The 20,652-nt window shown below is 70.3% G+C and carries 18 protein-coding genes; 11 read left to right on the top strand and 7 right to left on the bottom strand.

Annotated features, from left to right (window positions below):
• Nucleotides 1-259: 259 nt before the first annotated feature.
• Nucleotides 260-1,144 carry an aminoglycoside phosphotransferase family protein gene (locus tag ACIA47_RS26945; RefSeq protein ID WP_396711226.1) on the top strand — a complete coding sequence of 295 codons (885 nt, stop codon included), beginning with the start codon at nucleotides 260-262 and terminating at the stop codon, nucleotides 1,142-1,144.
• A 24-nt stretch (nucleotides 1,145-1,168) separates the two neighbouring features.
• Nucleotides 1,169-1,636, top strand: coding sequence for a hypothetical protein (locus tag ACIA47_RS26940; protein WP_203121214.1), 468 nt, complete (start codon nucleotides 1,169-1,171; stop codon nucleotides 1,634-1,636).
• A 19-nt stretch (nucleotides 1,637-1,655) separates the two neighbouring features.
• Here ACIA47_RS26940 and ACIA47_RS26935 read toward each other — a convergent pair whose 3' ends face one another.
• Nucleotides 1,656-1,868, bottom strand: coding sequence for a DUF389 domain-containing protein (locus tag ACIA47_RS26935; RefSeq protein ID WP_396711225.1), 213 nt, complete (start codon nucleotides 1,866-1,868; stop codon nucleotides 1,656-1,658).
• Between the two features lie 189 nt (nucleotides 1,869-2,057).
• On the opposite strand from ACIA47_RS26935, the gene ACIA47_RS26930 reads away from it, so the two are divergent.
• From ACIA47_RS26930 to ACIA47_RS26900, 7 genes are all read left to right on the top strand, one after another.
• Nucleotides 2,058-2,774, top strand: coding sequence for a sugar transferase (locus tag ACIA47_RS26930; RefSeq protein ID WP_396711221.1), 717 nt, complete (start codon nucleotides 2,058-2,060; stop codon nucleotides 2,772-2,774).
• Entirely contained in the window at nucleotides 2,771-3,919 is a 1,149-nt protein-coding gene (locus ACIA47_RS26925; protein ID WP_396711220.1) for an aminotransferase class I/II-fold pyridoxal phosphate-dependent enzyme, read from the top strand. The genes ACIA47_RS26930 and ACIA47_RS26925 overlap by 4 nt, the downstream gene beginning before the upstream one ends.
• Complete coding sequence (locus ACIA47_RS26920; protein WP_396711219.1) at nucleotides 3,916-4,560, top strand: acetyltransferase; 645 nt, start codon at nucleotides 3,916-3,918, stop codon at nucleotides 4,558-4,560. Before ACIA47_RS26925 ends, ACIA47_RS26920 begins: the two co-directional genes overlap by 4 nt.
• Before the next feature lie 145 nt (nucleotides 4,561-4,705).
• A complete protein-coding gene (locus ACIA47_RS26915; RefSeq protein WP_203121208.1) occupies nucleotides 4,706-6,577 on the top strand; it encodes a nucleoside-diphosphate sugar epimerase/dehydratase in 1,872 nt (623 codons plus the stop codon).
• A 38-nt stretch (nucleotides 6,578-6,615) separates the two neighbouring features.
• Nucleotides 6,616-7,842: a glycosyltransferase family 4 protein gene (locus tag ACIA47_RS26910; RefSeq protein WP_396711218.1), complete on the top strand. Its 1,227-nt coding sequence runs from the start codon at nucleotides 6,616-6,618 to the stop codon at nucleotides 7,840-7,842.
• Entirely contained in the window at nucleotides 7,839-9,041 is a 1,203-nt protein-coding gene (locus ACIA47_RS26905) for a glycosyltransferase (RefSeq protein ID WP_396711217.1), read from the top strand. Before ACIA47_RS26910 ends, ACIA47_RS26905 begins: the two co-directional genes overlap by 4 nt.
• A 30-nt stretch (nucleotides 9,042-9,071) precedes the next feature.
• Nucleotides 9,072-10,355, top strand: coding sequence for a glycosyltransferase family 4 protein (locus ACIA47_RS26900; protein WP_396711216.1), 1,284 nt, complete (start codon nucleotides 9,072-9,074; stop codon nucleotides 10,353-10,355).
• Nucleotides 10,356-10,429: 74 nt separating this feature from the next.
• Here the strand turns inward: ACIA47_RS26900 and wzy are convergent, their stop codons facing one another.
• The gene (gene wzy / locus ACIA47_RS26895) at nucleotides 10,430-11,944 is read right to left on the bottom strand and encodes an O-antigen polysaccharide polymerase Wzy (RefSeq protein ID WP_203121200.1); all 1,515 of its coding nucleotides are present in this window, start codon (nucleotides 11,942-11,944) and stop codon (nucleotides 10,430-10,432) included.
• Between the two features lie 577 nt (nucleotides 11,945-12,521).
• Between wzy and ACIA47_RS26890 the strand changes: the two genes are divergently transcribed.
• Nucleotides 12,522-13,808 carry a lipopolysaccharide biosynthesis protein gene (locus ACIA47_RS26890; protein WP_396711215.1) on the top strand — a complete coding sequence of 429 codons (1,287 nt, stop codon included), beginning with the start codon at nucleotides 12,522-12,524 and terminating at the stop codon, nucleotides 13,806-13,808.
• Between the two features lie 56 nt (nucleotides 13,809-13,864).
• Here ACIA47_RS26890 and ACIA47_RS26885 read toward each other — a convergent pair whose 3' ends face one another.
• From ACIA47_RS26885 to ACIA47_RS26870, 4 genes are all read right to left on the bottom strand, one after another.
• A complete protein-coding gene (locus ACIA47_RS26885; protein ID WP_396711214.1) occupies nucleotides 13,865-14,770 on the bottom strand; it encodes an NAD-dependent epimerase/dehydratase family protein in 906 nt (301 codons plus the stop codon).
• A gap of 9 nt (nucleotides 14,771-14,779) precedes the next feature.
• Nucleotides 14,780-15,766, bottom strand: a complete 987-nt coding sequence (locus tag ACIA47_RS26880) for an NAD-dependent epimerase/dehydratase family protein (RefSeq protein WP_203121196.1) — start codon at nucleotides 15,764-15,766, stop codon at nucleotides 14,780-14,782.
• A gap of 70 nt (nucleotides 15,767-15,836) precedes the next feature.
• The gene (locus ACIA47_RS26875) at nucleotides 15,837-16,844 is read right to left on the bottom strand and encodes an SDR family NAD(P)-dependent oxidoreductase (RefSeq protein WP_396711213.1); all 1,008 of its coding nucleotides are present in this window, start codon (nucleotides 16,842-16,844) and stop codon (nucleotides 15,837-15,839) included.
• A gap of 11 nt (nucleotides 16,845-16,855) precedes the next feature.
• A complete protein-coding gene (locus ACIA47_RS26870; RefSeq protein WP_203121191.1) occupies nucleotides 16,856-17,641 on the bottom strand; it encodes a sugar phosphate nucleotidyltransferase in 786 nt (261 codons plus the stop codon).
• 389 nt (nucleotides 17,642-18,030) lie between these two features.
• Here ACIA47_RS26870 and ACIA47_RS26865 point away from each other — a divergent pair, with 389 nt between their 5' ends.
• Nucleotides 18,031-18,939: an NAD(+)/NADH kinase gene (locus tag ACIA47_RS26865; RefSeq protein ID WP_238411002.1), complete on the top strand. Its 909-nt coding sequence runs from the start codon at nucleotides 18,031-18,033 to the stop codon at nucleotides 18,937-18,939.
• A 53-nt stretch (nucleotides 18,940-18,992) separates the two neighbouring features.
• Here ACIA47_RS26865 and pgm read toward each other — a convergent pair whose 3' ends face one another.
• On the bottom strand, nucleotides 18,993-20,633 hold the full coding sequence (pgm, locus tag ACIA47_RS26860) for a phosphoglucomutase (alpha-D-glucose-1,6-bisphosphate-dependent) (RefSeq protein WP_203121188.1): 1,641 nt from the start codon (nucleotides 20,631-20,633) through the stop codon (nucleotides 18,993-18,995).
• Nucleotides 20,634-20,652 lie beyond the last annotated feature (19 nt).

Here is a 20,652-nt window from a genome sequence, read left to right as displayed (position 1 = left end):
TGGGCTGGGCCACCCCCGGTGAGAAGATGACCCAGCTCCTCAGTGTTGCAACCACCGGTTGAGCCCGCCCACAGGACGGAAACTGTCCAAGATCTGGAGCGATCGGGCCCTGAAGTCATCGGCTATCGAGGTGAACGGCCCGGGCAGCCCCGGGAAGCGGCCGGCCGCGGCAAGCGAAGGGCCGCAGGAGCGGACGGCGCGGCCCCGGGGAAATCTGCTCGCGCAGCCGCAGCGTCGGGGTGATGATCTCGCGGTGAGGATGCACGCCGGTCAGGTGGACGTGAGCGTGGACGTGGTTTCCGCGCTGGTGGCCGAGCAGTTTCCGCGGTGGCGGGGCCTGCCGGTCCGGCCGCTCCCCTCGACCGGCACGGTGAACGCCCTGTTCCGGCTCGGCCCGGACATCGTGCTGCGGTTTCCGCTGCTCCCCTCGACCGACCCCGAGCTGCGCGCCGAGCTGCGGCGCGAGCAGGAGTACGCCGTGCTGCTCGGCGGGCACCTGCCGGTCGCGGTGCCCGAGCCGCTCGGCCTCGGCGAGCCGGGCGACGGGTACCCCGGGCCGTGGACGGCGTACCAGTTCATTCCGGGGGAGACGGCCCAGCCCGACCGGATCGCCGACCTCGACGTCTTCGCGCGGGACCGGGCCGGCGTGGTGACGGCTCTGCGCGGCATCGACACCGGCGGGCGGATCTGGTCCGGGAACGGGCGCGGCGGGCGGCTGGCCGCCGAGGACGCCGGCGTGCGGGCCGCGCTCGCGGTCAGCGGCGCGCTCACCGACACCGCCGCGCTCAGCGAGGTGTGGGAGCGGTGCCGGGACGCGCGCCGCGACGACCCCGCCGACCTGTGGATCCACGGCGACCTGATGCCGGGCAACCTGCTGGTCCGCGACGGCCGGCTGGCCGCCGTCATCGATCTGGGCGCGGTCGGCGTGGGCGACCCCGCAGTGGACCTGATGCCGGCGTGGAACCTGTTCGACGCGGGTTCCCGGGAGGCGTACCGGCGGACGTTGGGCGTGGACGAGGCGACCTGGGAGCGGGGACGCGGCTGGGCGCTGGAGCAGGCGATCAACGCGCTGCCCTACTACGTTGACACCAATCCGGTGATGGCCCGTATCGCCCGGCACACGCTGCTGGCCGTCCTCGACTGAGTGGGGTCGCGTACCGTCGGCGTCGTGGTTGAGCGGGACGGCCGGGAGTGGCGGGATCAGCAGCGGCACGCGGTGCTGGCGCACGCCGACGCGGAGGCGCGGCGGAGAGCCGCGGAGCACGCGGAGGCGGCGGAGCTGGTGGCCTTGTTCGTGGCCGAGGCGACCCGGCGAGGGCTGCCCACCACCCGGCTGGTCGCCCGGGGATACGACGGGCGCGGGCGCTACCGGACCAAGCTGACCGGCTGGTACGTCGACCGGGCCGAGACCCGGGCGGTGGACGTGGCGGGCCGATTCCACCTGCTGACCGTTTCGGGCGGTCTGCGGGCTCGGCTGTTCGGCGTCGACCCGGAACCCAGCCCGGCGCCGTTGGTGATCGGGGCGGGTGGCCGCGACGGTGAGTCGATCCCGCTGCGGACGCTGCTCAACCGGCTGCTGGGCGACGGGCCCAGCGGGCCAGGCTCCACCACCAGGCCTGCTGCACCACGAGGGTGAGCAGGCCGGCCGCCTCGTCTCACACTCGGTAGGCGGCGGCCACCGCCAGGTTCGCCTCGGCCGACACCGGGCGCACCGAGATCGGCACCCCGACCAGGTTGCTGGACTTCGTCGATGTCGACGAGAGCACTCCCGCCACACCGGCGAGCAGGCCGGCCACCCGGACCAGCGCGTCCGGCCGCCATATGAAGCCACTGAGCGGGCGGTCAAGATGGTCAACTCCACGTCGCAGGGGCGATGCTGCCGCCCATCCCTCTCCCGGCGCTCGTAAGCGAATGACCTGCTCGCGGCCGTTTCCTCAACCGGTCTTGCGGGGTTGATCTGACGGGTTCGGTCGCGAGTGCGCCCTTCCGAGGCGATCGTGAACTTTATACCCGATAGGTCATTTGTCGGAGGCGGCTGCGTGTTGGAGGTCGGAACGGTGGCGATATCTGGTCTCGTAAACGCACCCGAACACCCACCACGACAGACCCGGCCGGGCCGGGGCAAGCGGATCCTCGACGCGACCGTGGCCGCCATGCTCCTGGTGCTCAGCGCGCCGGTGCTGGGAGTGGTGGCCGCCCTGGTCGCGGTGGGACTCGGCCGGCCCGTGTTGTTCCGGCAGTGCCGGGCCGGGCTGCACGGCTGCCCCTTCGAGCTGGTCAAGTTCCGTACCATGCTGCCACCGGACCTGCCCCGGGGACTGGTTGGCGACGGCGATCGGCTCACCCCGCTCGGGCGCTGGTTGCGGGCCACCAGTCTGGACGAGCTACCCACCTTGTGGAACGTGCTGCGCGGGGACATGAGCCTCGTCGGCCCCCGCCCGCTGCTGCCCGAATACCTGCGGCGCTACTCCCCCGCCCAGGCGCGCCGGCACGAGGTCAGGCCCGGTATCACCGGGCTGGCCCAGACACGCGGCCGGAACAGCCTCAGCTGGGAGGAGAAGCTCGACCTCGACGTCCGGTACGTCGACACCCGCAGCCTTCGGCTCGACCTGTCGATCCTCCTCGCGACCGTCCGCACCGTGCTGCGCCGCGAGGGGATCTCCGCGGAGGGCTCTGCCACCGCTCCGGAGTTCCTGGGCACGCCGCAGAGGTCGACGCCCGGGCGACAGGACCAGGCACCCGGCACGACGGCACGACCCGGAGGCGTCCGATGAACAGGACCATCTACCTCTCGCCGCCCGACGTGGGACCGCTGGAGGAGTCGTATGTCCTCGCCGCCCTGCGGTCGGGCTGGGTGGCGCCGGTCGGTCCGGACCTCGACGCGTTCGAGCGCGACATGGCCGAGCGGGTCGGCACCCGAGGGGCGGTGGCGGTGAACACTGGTACGGCCGCCCTGCACCTGGCCCTGCTCGGTGTGGGAGTTGGGCCCGGCGACGTCGTGGTCGTACCGACGCTGACCTTCGTGGCCACGGCGAACGCCGTGCGCTACACCGGCGCCCGCCCGGTCTTCGTCGACTGCGACCCACGCACGGGCAACCTCGACGTCGACCTCGTGGCCCCACTGCTGCACCGGCTGCGTGCGCACGGCGAGCGGATCGGCGCGGTCGTGCCGGTCGACATGTTCGGCAGCTGCGCGGACTATACGGCGCTGCTGCCGGTCTGCGCCGAGGCGGAAGTGCCGGTCGTGGAGGACGCCGCCGAGGCTCTCGGCTCCAACCGCGGTGGACAGCCCGCCGGATCGTTCGGCCGGATCGGTGCCCTCTCCTTCAACGGCAACAAAATCATGACCACCTCCAGCGGCGGAATGCTCGTCTCGGACGACCTGGCGCTGCTGACCCGCGCCCGACACCTGGCGACCCAGGCACGGGAGCCGACGCGCCATTACGAGCACCGGGACGTGGGTTACAACTACCGGCTCAGCAACCTCCTGGCCGCGCTGGGCCGCGCACAGCTAGCGCGGCTGGACGAGATGATCGCGCGTCGTCGGCAACTGCGCGACAATTACGCCAAGGTCTTCGCGCCGACGCCAGGCGTCGAACTGATCGGCGCGGAGGACGCCGGCTCCAACTGCTGGTTGACCTGCATCCGGGTGGACCCGGCGCAGTCCGGCTGGCGGGCGGCGGACCTCGCGGCCCACCTGGCCGCCCGGAGCATCGAGACCCGTCCGGTGTGGAAGCCGATGCACCGTCAGCCGGTCTACGCCGGCGCCGAGTGCGTAGTCACCGGCGCGGCCGACGCCCTCTTCACCGACGGGCTCGCCCTGCCGAGCGGCAGCGCGCTGAACGAGGGGCAGATTGGGCGGGTACTCGGGGCGGTCGACGAGTTCCTGGCCGCGCGAGCCGGAGCACCGACGGCATGACGGTTCCGCTGGTGGTCGTCGGCTGCGGCGGCCACGGCCGGGAGGTTCTCACCATCGCCCGCGCGATGGACGCGAACGCCGGCCGGTCACGCTGGCGACCACTCGGCTTCGTTGACGACGCGCCGAGCGAGGAGAACCTGAAAAGGGTGCAGGTCCTCGACGTGCCCTACCTCGGCGGGCTCGCATGGCTTCGCGACGCGCCCGCCGACACCCACTACGTCATCGGGATCGGCGATCCGCGGGTCAGACGGACCGTGGGAGCGCGCCTCGACGGCTACGAGCTGCCGGCCGCCACCCTGGTGCACCCGGCGGCCACGATCGGACCGGACATCGCGCACGGCCCCGGGTTCGTCGCGTTCGCCGGGGCGCGGGTCACCACCAACGTGACCATCGGCCGGCACGTGCACCTGAACCAGAACTGCACGGTCGGCCACGACAGCACACTGGCCGACTACGTCTCGGTCAATCCGCTCGCCGCGGTCTCCGGCGACTGCCACCTCGCCGAGGGCGTGCTGATCGGCACGACCGCCGCGGTGCTCCAGGGCCTGCGTGTCGGCCGAGACAGCGTGGTCGGGGCCGGTGCCTGCGTCGTCCGGGACGTTCCGTCCGACGTCGTGGTGAAGGGCGTGCCGGCTCGTTGAGCCGACCCCCTTGACCCGTCTCGTCAGACGTTTGGCCGAGATTTGCAAAACCCCCAATACGTGCCGTAGTGGATATAAGAAGCTTAAACCGGACGAAGTTCTTCCGCGCTGCGCGGAAGAGGCCGGAACGGGACAAGGAGCACTCATGCCGCTGGACACGGACAGCCCGCGACGGACAGACGAAGGGACTCGTCGAGCCCGAGCCCGCCGCCGCGCCGTCGGTTTCCTCGTCACGGACACCGCCGCCTGGCTAATCGGCTTCGTCGCGGCCGCGTGGACCCGCTACGAGTTCCAGCCGCCCTCCGGCCTGTTGGCCCGGGCCGCCGGCATCGGCGCGGTCGCCGCGGTCGTACATGTGGCGGTGGTCGCGCTCCGTCGGCTCTACTCCGGACGCCACCCGCTGGGAAGCCTCCAAGAGGTGCAGGGCGTCACCAGCACCGCGATCACTACGGCCGGGATCGTGCTGCTCGGCCTGCTCCCTTCTGCAGACCGGCCGGTGCCCGCGAGTACCCCGCTGGTCGGGGGCGCCCTGGCGCTGTTGTTCATGTTCGCCGCCCGGTTCGTCTACCGGCACCGTCGCGACCTCGCCATGCGACCGGACGTCCGTTCGGCGACGCCGGTGCTGCTGTTCGGGATGGGCGACGCCGGGCAGGGTCTGCTCCGGGCGATGCTCAGCGACCCCCGTGGGCGCTACCTGCCCGTCGGCGCCCTCGACGACGATCCGGACAAGCGCGACCTGCGCATCGGCCGAGTGCGGGTTCTCGGTGGACGTCGTGACGTCAGCGCCGCTGTCCGCCGTACCGGCGCCAGCACGGTGATCTTCTCGGTCGCCAACGCCGACGCCGCGCTGATCCGCCAGATCCGCGAGGCCACCATTGAGACGGGTGCAGCGTTCAAGGTACTTCCACCGGTGCGAGACCTGGTCGACCACCGGATCACGGTCACGGACGTCCGCGATGTGGAGATCAGCGACCTGCTCGGTCGCCGTCAGGTCGTCACCGACCTGCCGCTGACCGGCAACAGCCTCGCCGGCCGACGGATCCTGGTCACCGGCGCCGGCGGCTCGATCGGATCCGAGCTGTGTCGGCAGGTCATGAAGGCCGATCCGGGCGAACTGATGATGCTGGACCGCGACGAATCCGCGTTGCACAGCCTTCAGATGTCGCTGTCCGGACGGGCCCTGCTGGACGGACCGGAGCTGATCCTCGCCGACCTCCGGGACGATGAGGGCATCCGCAGGATCATCCGGGAACGCCAACCGGACATCATCTTCCACGCGGCGGCTCTCAAGCACCTTCCCCTGCTGGAACGGCATCCGGGCGAAGCGGTGAAGACCAACGTCTGGGGCACCTTGTCTGTGCTCGACGCCTGCCGTGACGTGGCCAGGTTCGTGAACATCTCGACCGACAAGGCCGCCGATCCGATCAGCGTCCTTGGGTATTCCAAGCGGATCACCGAGCGGTTGACCGCCCACGCCGCTTCCCGTCTCCCCGGCACCTTCCTCAGCGTGCGGTTCGGAAACGTGCTGAGCAGTCGCGGGTCGGTGGTGACGGCCTTCCAGCGGCAGATCGAGGACGGCCGGCCGCTGACCGTCACCCACCCTGACGTGACCCGCTACCTCATGACTGTGCAGGAGGCTGTGCACCTGGTGCTCCAGGCCGCCGAGATCGGCCGCGACGGCGAGGCGCTGGTGCTGGACATGGGCGAACCGGTGCGTATCGCCGATCTGGCCCGGCAGATGGCCGAGCAGGCGGACAGCTCCGTGCCGATCGTCTACACCGGGCTGCGGCCCGGCGAGAAGCTGCACGAGGACCTCTTCGGCACCGGCGAGGTCGACACGCGGCCGTTGCACCCGCTGGTCTCGCACGTGACGGTGCCGACGCTGGACCCGATGGAGGTCAGCGGACTGGACCCGTACGACGACACCGACAAGGTCATCGCGCAGCTGGCCCGCCTCTGCGGTCAGCCGGTCGGCAGCGTCGTCGACAACCCCCGGGGAGCACCGCTGCCCCGCTGACATGTCGACGCAGCCGTGACGAAGGGAGTTCCCGCAAGGTGACAGCGACCGACGACAAGCGAGTTCGGAACCACGAGAGGCAGCCCGCAACCCGGCGGCTCCGGATCGCCGTGCTGATCAAGACAAACAGCGGCGGAAGCTGGATCCTGCCGCAGGTGGAGGCAATGCGCGAGCGCGGGCACGATGTCACCGTCGTGCTACCGCCCGGGGAAGGCCGGCTCACCAAGGAACTGCGCGGGCGACGATTCGAGGTGGTCGAGTGCCCGTTTCCGTTGCGGCCGGGTCCGTCGATGCTGGCCGGGCTGTGGCGTCTACGCCGCCTGATGCGCCGACTTCGCCCGGACGTCCTCCAGTACCATCTGATCGCTTCCGCGTACGTGGCGCGGCTGGCGACCGTCGGGCTGCCGATACGCCGCGTCCACACCGTGGCCGGCCCGCTCTACCTGGACTCACCGTTAATCCGGGCGGCCGAACGGTTGCTGTGGCGGCTGGACGACATCATCGTCTGCGGCTGCCGCAACGCCTCCGACCGGTACGCCGAGCTGGGCTGCCCTTCGCGACGTCGTGCGGTCGCGACTTACGGCGTGGACACCAGCGCCTTCGATCCGACCGGCGCTGGGCCTGAGACGCGCGCGGCGGCCCGGGCAGAGCTGGGGATCCCACCTGATGCCTTCCTGGCGGTGATGGTCGCGTACGTGTACCCGCCAAAGCGGCTCGTGCACGCGGGGCGTGGCATCAAGGGCCACGACGTCCTGCTCGAGGCATGGCGCATGTTCCGCCGCCGGCATCCGCAGGCTCATCTGTTGCTGGTCGGCGGCGGCTGGACGACGGCCGGGGCGGCGCACCGGGCGGAACTCGTCCAGCGGTTCCAGGTCGCCGACGACCCGTCCATCACCTGGCTGGAGACGGTCCCCGACGTCCGCCCGTGCTACCAGGCCGCCGACGTCAGCGTCAGCCCATCCCTGAGTGAGAGCCACGGGGCGGCAGTCGAGGCGGGAGCGATGGCGGTGCCAAGCATCGTCAGCGACGCCGGCGGGCTCCCCGAGACCGTCGACGAGCGATCCGGTTGGACCGTGCCACGCGACAACGCGGCGGCGCTGGCGGACGCCCTGGAGGCCGCCTACGACGAGTTCGAGGCGGGCACCCTGGCGAGCCGGGGCACAGCCGCTCGGCAGCGGATGGTCGACATGTTCGACAACCGTGACACGGCCCGGCAGGTCGCCGACATCTGCGAGACGGTAGCCACCGTGGCGGGGCGCCCGTGAGGGTGGTCGTAAGCACGGAGGCTCGTTTCACCCGTACTCCCGACGGGGCCGTCTGGACGTCGGACGGCCCCGCATACCGCTTCTGGACCAGGTACCTGTCCGTCTTCGACGAGGTGCGGGTGGTGGCACGGGTACGGGAGGCCACGGAACCGGGCGCGAAGGCCGTCCGCTCCGACGGCGACCAGGTGAAGGTCTGGCCGGTGCCGTACTACGTCGGGGCGCGGGAGTACCTCGCCACGCAGTTCGCGATCGGGCGAGCGCTCCGGTCGGCCGCCGAGCGGGACGACGCGGTGATCCTGCGGGTGCCCTCCCCCATCGGCACCCGCCTCGCGGTCCACCGCAATCGGCTGCGCCTCCCGTACGCGCTGGAGGTGGTCGGCGACCCGCACGACGTTTTCGCCCCGGGCGTGCTGCGGCATCCGCTGCGCCCGTTGCTGCGGAGGCGATTCGCCGACCGCCTCCGGCGGGAGTGCCAATCCGCCGTCGCCGCCTCGTACGTGACGGAGTCCCACCTGCAGTCCCGGTACCCAGCGGGTCCGGACGCCCCGACCGCCGCGATCTCGAGCATCGACCTGCCCGTCGACGCGTTCGTGGAACGGCCGCGGGTGTACACAGGCCGGGGGGTCGCCGAGCCGACGTTGATCTCGATCGGCACAATGGACCAGTTGTACAAGGGCATCGATGTGCTCATCGAGGCGCTCGCGATACTGAACCGCGCCGGCACGCCGGCACGCCTGGTCCACCTCGGCACGGGTCGATACCGACGCGATCTCGAACGTCTGGCGGAGCGCCGCGGCGTCGGGGACCGGGTCCGGTTCGAGGGCTGGTGCACGCCCGGCGCGCCGGTTCGGCGGCAGCTCGACGCGGCCGACCTTTTCGTCATGCCGTCCCGGACGGAAGGGCTGCCCCGGGCTCTGATCGAGGCCATGGCCCGTGCCCTACCCGCCATCGGCACACGGGTGGGCGGGATTCCGGAGCTCCTGCTGCCAGCAGACCTGGTAGGACCGGACGACCCGGACGCGCTCGCAGCGGCCGTCGCCGGCATGCTCGACGACAGCCGCCGGATGATCGCCACGTCCGCGAGGAACCTCAACCGCGCCCGACGGTACTCCCGTGACTCTCTCGCCCCGCAGCGCGAGCTCTTCTACCGGGCGGTACGCGACGCCACGACCAGCCACGACCTGGCGGGCTCTCGCTGAGCCCGCCGCGCCGCCGAGGAAAGGTGCGTCATGTCAACCGGATCCGCCACGCCTCGCCTACCGCGCGCTGGCCGCCCGAACCACAGCAGCAGCGGTCAACCGGCGGACGTGCCACCTGCAGCTGAGGATGGGACCACCGGCCCAGGCGCCGGTCGGTCGCACCTTGAGCCGTCACCGACGGACCCTCCCGACGTCGAGCGGCGTCCGGTCCGCGTCGTCCACGTCCTCGGTTGCCTCGACAGGGGCGGCGTCGAAACGTCGTCCCTCGACATCTGCCGTGCGATACCCGCCTCTGAGATCCATCAGACCTTCGTCACGCTCGCCGGGCGGGAGGGCACGCTGGCCGGGGAGTTCCGGGCTGCAGGCGCCACCGTCCTCCAACTGCCGTTACGCCCGAGGAATTCGTTCCCCGTACGCATTTGGCGTTGTCTACGGTCGCTGCGGCCGGACGTGGTGGTCTCTCATATCAGCCTGACCAGCGCGCTGATCCTGCTCGCGGCCCGGGCCAACGGCGTCCCGGTGCGCGTGGCGCGGCTGTCAAGCGAGGGCGACGGACGCGCTGACACCCGGCGACGCAAAGCCCAGCGGCAGCTGCTCAGGCTGCTGCTGCCGCGGGTCGCGACGGCTGTCCTGGGCGTGACGCCGGCGGCAAGGGATTTCGCCGGCACGCGGCCCCACGACCCGCGGTACCGGGTGTTGCCCAACGGTGTCGCTCCGAGTCGCGTCGAGGGGTGGGACCGGCGGACCGCGCGCGAGCGCTGGGGCATTCCCGTCGACGTCCCCGTGCTCGGCTACCTGGGCAGGTCCGCGCCGGAGAAGAACAGGCGCTTCCTCGTCGAGGTGTACCACGCCTCGTGCGCGCTGCGACCCGGCACCAGACTGCTCGTGGCAGGGCCGGGCGGTGTGGACGACATCACCGGTGCACATCCGGAGATCCTCACGGACCCCCATGTCGTCCTGGCCGGCGAGGTCGACGAGATCGCAGCGGTGCTGGCAGCCTCCGACGTACTGCTGCTGCCGTCCGTGCGGGAAGGGCTGCCGGGCGTGATCCTGGAGGCGGTGGCCGCCGGGGTGCCCGTCGTGGCGACCGACCTGCCCACCCTCCGGGAGGTGTCCACCCAGGTCCGCGGCGTGGTGCCGATTTCGCTGTCGGCGGGCGCGGACGCCTGGGCCGATGTCGCCCTCCGACAGGCCAGCACTAACGTCGAGGAGCGGCGGGAACTGATCCGTTCCCTGCGGACGTCGCCGTTCACTGTCGAGAGTGTCGCCAGGGAGTGGCGGAGGCTCTGGCAGCGGCCCGGCGCCGGTTCCTGAACCGGTCGAGGACTGACGTCAGAGCCGTGCCGCCCGGCGCCAGCCCGCCGCCGGGCGAGCGCGTCGCGCGCGCGTTAGTCGCCGCCGGTCCGCCCGGGGACTGCCCGGCCAAGACGCGCGTCCTCCACGGGATCGGGCCGCTGGGCGCCGACCCAGCGCGCCACGAGGATGATGGCCACACAGAGCCCGGCCTGCGCGACGACCGGCGTGACGTTGTTGCGGCTCCAGACCAGCAACACGTAACCGACCATTCCCACCGCGTACTCCCAGATCGAGCCGGACCGTATCCCGTCGAGGTGGGCGATGAGCGCCCCCATCAGCGCCAACACAACGACGACACCGACGACACCGGCTGCCCGGTAGGCCTCTGCGGTGGGCGAGCCCCCGATTGGGCCGAGTTCCGGGCGGGCCAGGAACGCGGTGGAGAGATTCCGGTCGTCGAGGGCGGCAGGGGCGATGTCCAGACCCAGGAAGCGGCCGATGAGACGTTCCACTGGGGCCCAATAGGTCTCCCAGCCGACGTAGGGCTGGTTCTCGACCTGGCGCCACTCCCGGACCACCACCACGGTCCGCAGCGTCGCGCTCAACTCCGCAAGGCCGTCCAAGGGATTGAGTGAGGCGTTCGTGAGACGGAAGCCGCCTGTGCCTCCCTCACGCGCCTGGCGAATGACCGATCCCAGGGTGAGCAGTGCGAGGATCACCGCACCGTGCCACAGCCGAACCCGCACCCGGTGCCGTCTCGCCCAGGCGACAAGGAAGGCGGCCAAGGGGAAGATGGTCGCGCTGCGCAGGCCGATGGCGAGAGGGATGGCGACCAGTGGAAGAAACGCCAGGGCCCACCAGTGGGATCCACCCGACCGACCGCTGGTGCCAAGGACCGCCATGCCGATCCCGAGAAACAGGGATGCCCACGCCAGCCGGGGATTGTATTCGTCGGTCCGGAACGACGCGAAATTGTCGGCGCCCAGCGAACCCACGCCCTCCGACAGGACCACGCCGAGGAGAAGCACGGCCCCGATGAGGAGCAGGATCGGCCCGACCCAGACCATGACCGATGATCCGGAGCGGTCAGCGGCCCTGGCGGCGGACCTGCTGTGCCGGCTGACCCTCCGACGGGAGGCGACGAGCGCGTAGCCGAACATGAACGCCGACATGCTGATGGTCACCAGCGTCAACGCGGCAGGGATTTGCGGCGACATCAGCCACGTCAACGGGTCCCCGGTGTCTCTGGTCAGCAGCTCCGGCACGACGCCGAGGACCACGTACGGCGTCAGGCCGACGTGGAACATGGCATAGACCGCGAGGAATACCGATCCCAGGCTCACCTGACGGTTCCCGCGAAGACGCATCAACAGCGCGATGTTCGTGACGGCGACGACCGCAGCTGCGCTGGCGGCGAACCTCGGCGCGGCCAGCAGGGCGCCGTAGCAGACGACGACCACCGTCAACTGGATCAGCGCCACCCAGGCCACGACATCCGGCCGGACACCGGTGGGGGAGGTGACGTCGGTATCCGCGCCGCCGACCGCCTTACGGCGGCGCCCGGAGACCTCGGCCGGTGGTGCGGTCGGCATGGCGAGGACCTCCATGGTCGATTCCCTTCGGTCGATGACTGGAAGCGGGCCGCACCACGAAGGCCGGCGGTGGGTTGTGGAGAGTGGGCAGCATCTTTCGGCAGATTCGATCCGCGCATCTGCTGCGGTCGGACGCGCGCCTCGACCAACAGAGCCACATATCGAGCCACGCCCCGCATGTTTGTATCAGAATAGGAAGATCAGCTACTCCCTTTCCGGCGAGACCGGGAATATTCGGCAGTCGACAGCCTGCTTTCCAGCGGCCGGCCGGCCAGAGGATTAGGTGAGCCGCCGAGAAAGCACGACAACCGACGGCGCAATTTCCTCGTCGCCCGCATCCATTCCCGGCACGAGCCGTTGATTCGGAGGACACGCCTCACGTACGTCCGGGAGGGCACGCCTTGAGCGCATTCCGCCGAACTGGGGTGGGTCGATGCGGCGCTCTGGTCGGACGAGAACCCGCAACGGCCGTCGCCCTCCAGTCCACCACCCCCGCTGCGGTGCGACGCTGCTTCCTGCTCAACGATCCAGCCGCGGGTCAGGTGCCGGACTTGTTGCGGGCAGTCCCACGATGAGGCGCACGCTGACGTCCATGGTCGGCTGGAGCGTGGCTCAGGCGGTGAACCTGGCCCTCAGCGCAATCCTGGCCAGCCGCCTGCTCGGGCCACACGACCGCGGCCTGATGGTGATCGGTGCCACCACCGCCAGCATCGCCGCTCTCGTGGCCGGGCTCGGGGCCTCGCATGCTCTCAGGGCACGCCTGCCGACGCTCGACGACGAGGTCACCCGGGTCAGGTTGGTGGCGTCCTACACCTGGCTGTCCATCGCGACCACGGTCCTCGGAGGCGTCCTGGCGCTCCTCGCGTGCTGGGCCTGCGGGCTTGCCATCGACGCGGCCCTCGCCGCACCGGCGTTCCTCGCCGCGGTGCTGGTGGCGACGCTGGGTCAGATCGCGCTGGTCCAGTTTCCCGACGCGTGGTATGCCGACGGGCGTTTCAAGGCCGGGAGTACCTGGGCAGCCGGCATCGCCGCCGGGGGGACCGCCGGGCTCGTGCTGGCCGCGATCCTGCTGACCCGCACCGCCGAAGCGCTGTTGCTTGGTCAGGCCGCCGGCATGGCGGCGGTCGCCGTGGCGCAGACCGCGCATCTCCACTCGGCCAGACTGCTCCTGCTCAGCAGGCCCGACCGGCGCGAGCTGAGCCGGCTCCTGCGGTCGGGCGTACAGTCGCTGTACCTCACGGTGGGACTGGCGCTCGCGCTCCGCGCGGATCGGTACATCCTCGGCGGAGTCGCCGGCGCCGGCGTGGTCGGCGTCTATTCGACAGCCGCGACGCTGAGCGAGGCACCGCGGGTGCTTCCGGCAGCGATGGGCCAGATGACCTACCGGAAGGTCACCCTCGGCTGCGGCAGGTCGGAGGTTGACCGCGCCGTGCTGCGCGCCGTCCTCGCCTCCATCGCGACGGGCATCCCGGTCGCCGTCGCTGGATGGTTCCTCATCACACCCGTCTTCGGTCCCTCGTTCGCCGAGGCGAGGCCTCTGCTGCTGGTACTGCTCGTTGCCGAGCTCCTGTTCGCGCCCTTCGCCGTCGCCAGCCGCGGCCTGCTGGGTGGCGGCTGGATGGGCGCGGCGGGCGTGGTCGGCGCCGCAGGAATGGGATCCGCAGTGGTGCTGTTCCTGGCGGGGGCACGGGAACGGGGAGCCTACGGCACCGCCTGGGCGTCGGTCCTGCTGTACGCCGGCCTGTCCGCCGCAGCGCTGATCCTCCTGCGTCGCCGGGTCGCGGCGCGGCCGGATGCACTGCTTCTCGTTGACGCCGACGCGGCGGTGCGGGCGGGGCTCGACGGCAAAGCTGCCTCCGTCCCGGCATCCCAACGATGAGTTCGCGCGTTCCCATCCCTTGAGTGCGCCTGCCACCTACGATGGCGCACCGCCCGCTACGACACGTCGGGATCGGCTACCCAGATAGCCTTCAGCGTGTCGGCGAGATCGTACGACGGCGTCCAGCCAAGTTCGCGAGCTGCGGAGATGTCCGCACACATCCACGGCACACCGGCCGAACGCGTCGCGTCGGGCGAAGGCGCCGCCTCGGTGACGACACCGTCGTAGCCGGCGACCGCCGCGAGCATACGTACAACGCGTCGGATCGGGACCGCGGTTCCACTGCCCACGTTGACGACAGGTCGTCTCAGCAGTGGAGCCCGCAGGGCCGCCCGCACCGCCATTGCCACGTCTCGGACGTCCACGAAGTCGCGACAGGCATCGAGCGGACCCAGCACGATCTCGGACGAGCCGCACCTGAGCGCAGTGCGCAGCAGCCGTGTCGCCCGACCCAGCACGTTCTGCCTGGGCATGCCCGGACCGATAGGGTTGAAAACGCGGAGCACGAGCGCGTCCAGCCGCCCGGCTGCGACCGCCAATTCGACCAGGCGAGTCGCCGCCAGATGGCTCAGCCCGTACGCCCCGACCGGGTCGCCGGGCCGGGTCTCCGGAACCCGACTGCCGACGGTCACCGGCCCGTACTCCCCGGCTGACCCGAGCCGGATCAGTCGGGCCTCGGGCGCGCCGCGTGCCACCGCCTCGATGAGCTTCGCAGTGACCACGATGTGCGCCCGCACCATGAGGTCCCCGTCGCCCCCCACCTGGCCGGTGCAGTTGACCACCGCACTCGGTGCCGTGGCGCGTATCAGCCCGGTGAGTGCGTCGACACTGACGTCGAGCAGGTCACAGTCGGCACGGGTCGGGCAGACCAGGGTAGCGTCCGCGGCCAGTGTCGCCCTGATGTGCCCTCCCAGAAAGCCGGAGGCGCCGAACAGCAGGACCCTTGTTGTTTCGATGCCCACCCCGGTTCCTCAGTATTGCCGGGCTTGCGCGAACGGGAGAGTGTCCTTGATGCCCTCCGTTGGCGTGGTGCGTGCGCGGTACCAGTCGACCGTCAGCCGGAGCCCGTCGGCCAGAGGCATCGCAGACACGTCGGGAAAGAGCTCCCGCAGCCGAGTGCAGTCGGCTTGTGAGTCACGCACGTCCCCCGGACGCGATGCTTCGTGCCGAACCTCCACCGACTGACCCAGGGCGCGTTCCAGCTCGCTGATCAGTTCGAGCAGCGACGTCCGGGTGCCGAAGGCCAGGTTGACCGTGTCCGGCGTCGACACCCGGCGGAGCACCGCGTCGATGATCACCTTGACGACGGTGCCGACGTAGGTGAAGTCACGGGTCTGCCTACCGTCGCCGAAGACAAGCAGTGGTCGTCCCGAGAGCGCCGCGTCGACGAAACGCGGCACCACCGCCGCGTACGCGTGGTTCGCCGCCTGTCGGGGACCGAACACGTTGAAGAAGCGGAACGGCAGCACCGACATCCCGTAGCAGCAGGAGTAAGCGTTGGCGTAGGCCTCTGTCGCCAGCTTGGAGACCGCGTACGGGGACATCGGCATCGGCCGGAGCATCTCGCGCCTGGGCAGCACCGGGTTCGCGCCATAGACGGAGGACGACGAGGCGAGGACGACCTGTCCGACTCTGTGCCGCCGCGCGGCCTCGAGCACCAGCAGCGTGCCGGTGGCGTTCGCATGGTGGCTGCTCACCGGGTCGTCGATCGACCTCGGGATCGATCCCAGCGCGCCGAGGTGGACCACGCTGGCCGCGCCGGCCACCGCCTTGTCGAGCAGGTCGGCGTCCAGAATCGTGCCGGTGAGCAACTGAACCGGCAGATCCCGCAGGTTGTCCAACGACCCGGTCGAGAGGTTGTCGACAGCGACGACCTCCGTGACCTGCGGGACCTTCGTCAGGGCGTCGACCAGGTTCGAGCCGATGAAGCCGGCACCGCCCGTCACCACGATCTTCATTGTTGCTCCCAGTAGGACATCGGCCGGCACGACGCCAGCCCGGTGGTCGAGGTCGCTCGCGACTCGGCGGTCAGATGGCACGATCGGCGCGGTACCGACCGATGTTCACCGGGTCGAGGAACCATTCCACAGTCGCTTTCAGCCCGTCGTCGATTGCCGTGGTCGGCTGCCAGTCGGTCTGCGCGCGGAGCAGTCCGTTGTGGCCTAGGAGGCGCTCCACCTCCGATCCGGTCGGTCGAAGCCGGGCATCCGAGACGACGACCTCGGGCTGCGTCCCGAAGATGGCCCCGATCTTCGTGACCAGCTCGCCGATGGAGGTCTCCTGACCGGTGGCCGCCTGGAAAACCTGGCCGACCACCCGGTTCGCCGGTGCGGTTCCAACCGCGATGAACGCGGACACCGTGTCACCGACGTACAGGAGGTCCCGTGTGGTGTCGACAGCGCCGAGTTCGATCGACGTGGCGCGGCCGGCGAGTTGACTGATGATGGTCGGGATGACGGCGCGCGTCGACTGACGGGGGCCGTACGTGTTGAACGGCCTCAGCGTGACCACCGGCAGACCGAAGCTGAGGTGGTAACTCTCGGCCAGCTTGTCGGCGCCGATCTTGGTCGCGGCGTAGGGGGACTGGCCACGCAGGCGATGGGACTCGGTCATCGGCACGGTCGTCGCCGTGCCGTACACCTCGCTCGTCGACGTGACGACCACCCTGGGTGTCCCGATCGTCCGTACGCTCTCGAGCACGTTCATGGTTCCTACGATGTTCGTCTCGACGTAGGACTGGGGCGCCAGGTAGGAGTAGGGGATGCCGCCGAGAGCGGCCAGGTGGTAGACGATGTCCACTCCGTCTACCAGTCGTTGCACCATTCCCCTGTCCCGCACATCGCCAGCGACGACTTCCACGTGCGCGAGCTGGTCCGGCGCGAGCGTGTCCAGCCACCCGTACGTACCGCTCCCGTTGTAGTGCACGAAGGCGCGGACCCGATGACCACGGTTGACCAGCGCCTCGACGAGGTGCGAGCCGATGAAGCCACCCGCACCGGTGACGGCAACCAGCCCAGCGTCCAATGATGTGCGCATCCAGCCTGCTCCTACTCTGCTGTCGGTACGTCGGAGAGTGCGGCGGGGTCGACCGCACCGGGGTGCCGGAGCCCGGTCGACCCGGATCCTCGCGGCAGGAGGATCGGTTCGATTTGGTCGAAGGAGCGGTTGGCCTCGTCGTAGTCCTCTGGTCGACCGATGTCCAACCAGTAGCCGTTGAAGTCGTAGCTGATTGGCGGGTCGCCCTTGCGGAGCAGGTCCAGGACGAGGTCGTCGAACCCGAAGGCGCGCCCCACCGGATACTCCGCGATCGTCCGGGCGGAGAGCCCGTACACCCCCATGCTGACCCGGTAGTGCAGCACCGGCTTTTCGTCAAATCTCACGACCTTGTTGCCCTCGGCCTCCAACACCCCAAAGTCGATCTTGACGCTACGGCGGTAGGTGGCCACGGTCAGCGGGGCACCCGAGCGGGAATGGGAATGCAGCAGGGCGGCATAGTCAAGATTCGTGAGGATGTCACCGTTCATGACGAGGAAGTGCTCGGGCAACTGGTGCCGCATTCCGAACAACGGGCCGATGGTCGAGAGCGGAGTCCGCTCCTCCATGTAGTCCACGCACAGACCGAATCGGGAGCCGTCACCAACAAAGGCCCGGATCAGTGATCCGAGGTGACTGATCGCCAGCGTGACGCGCTTGAACCCACCGGCGGCCAACTGGTGGAGGATGATTTCGAGGATGGCGTAGTTGCCTCCGATGGGCACCAACGGTTTCGGCAGTACGGAGGTGTAGGGCCGCAGCCGCACTCCCTTGCCACCCGCCATGATCACTACATGCATCACCCCTCCTCTCCTCGACCCGCATCGACCCTCGCGAGAGACCGCCTGATGACGCCGCCAACTCTCGGTCAGGCGGGACAACGAGCCGGCAGCCACTGAGACACGCAAAAGGGACAATGGGCGAGCAGCGTCACAGGCCCGACCGCGACCTCCGATCGCCGAACCCCGCAGACCGAATCAATACGTATTGAGGGAACAAACCGCGTGCCGGGGTGGGGTCTGCGAAAACTTCGCGTCGGCGTGCTGCAACTGGCCGCCGAACCGGGGCGGGAGTGGCGGTGCCGTCCGGGACCGCCACGCTGCTGGTGGCCACGGCGGACCGTCGGCGCACCTTTGGTGTACGCCGGGTGCGCTCGCCGCCGATGTGGTGAGCTGTACGGGTGTCGGGGCTGGGACTTGTGCTGCACCCCACCCGGGATGTCACCGAGGTGGTCGGGATCATCGAACGGTGGGCGAAGCGTCACCACAAGACGCTGATGGTGCGCGAGGAGGACCAGCACCGCGTCTCGTCCTGCATCGTGCCGGTGCCGGAGGACGAGGTGGCGGCCCGCGCCGACGCCTTGATCAGCGTCGGCGGCGACGGCACCATGTTGGGTGCGCTGCGATCCGCCGTCCTCGACCCGAAGCCGGTGCTCGGCGTACACCTGGGTCGTGTGGGTTTTCTCGTCGAGATCGAGCCGCCGGAGCTTCCTGAGGCGCTGAGCCGGTTGCTGTCGAAGGAGTTCACCATCGAGTCGCACGCCTGCCTCGCCTGCGACGTGTGTGGTGATGACGTGGTGGCGTTCAACGACATCGCGTTGGTGCGCCAGCCCGGCTCCGGCTTCGTCAACGTCACACTCGCCATCGACGGCCAGCAGTACGGCTACTACCGGTGCGACGCCGTGGTGGTCAGCACCCCGATCGGCTCCACGGCGTACAGCTACGCCGCCGGCGGCCCGCTGATCTCCCCGGCGGCGGACTCGATGGTGATCACGCCGTCGGCACCGATGGCCGGCATCTCCCGGTCGGTGGTGCTCTCACCGAGCGAGAAGATCCGGCTGGAACTGGAGCCCGACTCGTCCCCGGTGGTGGTGGAGATGGACGGGTTGGTGTTCCGCGACCCGGCCACCGAGGGAGCGGTGGAGATCAGCTACCGCCGCAACGCCGGCCTGGTGGTGCGCTTCGACCCGCTGCGCTACCAGGAACGCAACCAGTTGAAGATGACGCTGCTCGACCTGCCGTTCCTACCGGAGCAGCTCCGCGAGCTGCTCCCCGAGGAGCTGCGCCGCACCCAACGGGAAATACCTCCGCCCTGCTGACCCCGCCCACCCGTCCCCATCAAGGCGGGCGGATGGGCGGGTGGGCGCCGGGGTTAGGAGGTCAGGGCTTGGTCTACCAGGGCTTTGGCTTCTTCTTGGATCTTCTTGAGGTGGTCGGCGCCCTGGAAGGACTCGGCGTAGATCTTGTAGACGTCCTCGGTGCCGGACGGACGGGCGGCGAACCAGCCGGACTCGGTGCTGACCTTGAGGCCGCCGATCGCCGCGCCGTTACCGGGAGCGGTGGTCAGCGTCGCGGTGATCGGCTCACCGGCGAGCTCGGTCGCGGTGACCTGCTCCGGGGAGAGCTTGCCGAGCACTGCCTTCTGCTCCCGGGTGGCCGGGGCGTCGATCCGGGCGTACGCGGGCGCGCCGAAACGCTCGGCCAACTCCGCCCAGTGCTCGCTCGGGCTGCGGCCGGTGGTGGCCTGGATCTCGGCGGCGAGCAGGCAGAGCAGCAGGCCGTCCTTGTCGGTGGTCCAGGTCGAACCGTCGCGCCGCAGAAACGATGCCCCGGCGCTCTCCTCGCCACCGAAGCCGACCGCGCCGTCCAGCAGGCCGGGCACGAACCACTTGAAGCCGACCGGCACCTCCAGCAGCGGCCGACCCAGGTCGGCGGCGACCCGGTCGATCATCGACGAGGAGACCAGGGTCTTGCCCACCGCGGCGGCCGGCCCCCACTCGGTGCGGGTGCGGAAGAGGTGACGAATCGCCACCGCCAGGTAGTGGTTGGGGTTCATCAGCCCGGCGTCCGGGGTGACGATGCCGTGCCGGTCGGCGTCGGCGTCGTTGCCCGTGGAGATCTGGTAGTCGGCCCGCGCGGCGATCAGCGACGCCATCGCGTTCGGCGAGGAGCAGTCCATCCGGATCTTGCCGTCGCCGTCCAGGGTCATGAACCGCCAGGTCGGGTCGACAGTCGGGTTGACCACGGTCAGGTCCAGGCGGTGCCGCTCGGCGATCTCGCCCCAGTACGCCACGCTCGCCCCGCCCAGCGGGTCCGCGCCGATGCGGATCCCCGCGTCGCGGATGGCGTCGATGTCGATCGCGGCCGGCAGGTCGTCGACGTAGGTGGCGAGGAAGTCGTACTCCCCGGTGGTGTCGGCGGCCCGAGCCCGCGCGTAGGTGATCCGGCGGACCTCCTTGAGCCCGGCGGCGAGGATGGCGTTGGCCCGGTCCTGGATCCACCGGGTCACGTCGGTGTCGGCCGGCCCGCCGTTGGTGGGGTTGTACTTGAAACCGCCGTCGTCGGGCGGGTTGTGCGACGGGGTGATCACGATGCCGTCGGCGAGCCCGCTGGTGCGCCCCCGGTTGTGGGTGAGGATCGCGTGCGACAGCGCCGGGGTCGGGGTGTAACCGTCGCGGCTGTCCACCAGCACGGTGACCCCGTTGGCGGCGAGCACCTCCAGGGCGTCCACCGCGGCCGGCGCGGAGAGCGCGTGGGTGTCCCGGGCGAGGAAGAGCGGCCCGTCCAGGCCCTGCTCGCGCCGGTAGTCGCAGAGCGCCTGGGTGACCGCGAGGATGTGGTCGGAGTTGAACGCGTTGCGCAGGCTGGAGCCGCGGTGGCCGGAGGTGCCGAAGGAGACCTGCTGGGCCGGGTCCGCGGGATCCGGATGCTCGGCGTAGTAGGCGGTCACCAGGCGCGGCACGTCGACCAGGTCGGCGGGCTCGGCGGGCTGGCCGGCACGGGGGTGGGTCACTGCGGGATCCTCCTCGGGG

This window comes from Micromonospora sp. NPDC051227 (genome assembly GCF_044455385.1).
Classification (GTDB): Bacteria; Actinomycetota; Actinomycetes; order Mycobacteriales; family Micromonosporaceae; genus Micromonospora.
Note: the sequence above shows the minus strand (reverse complement) of the source record. Positions and strands in the feature narration are given on the sequence as shown.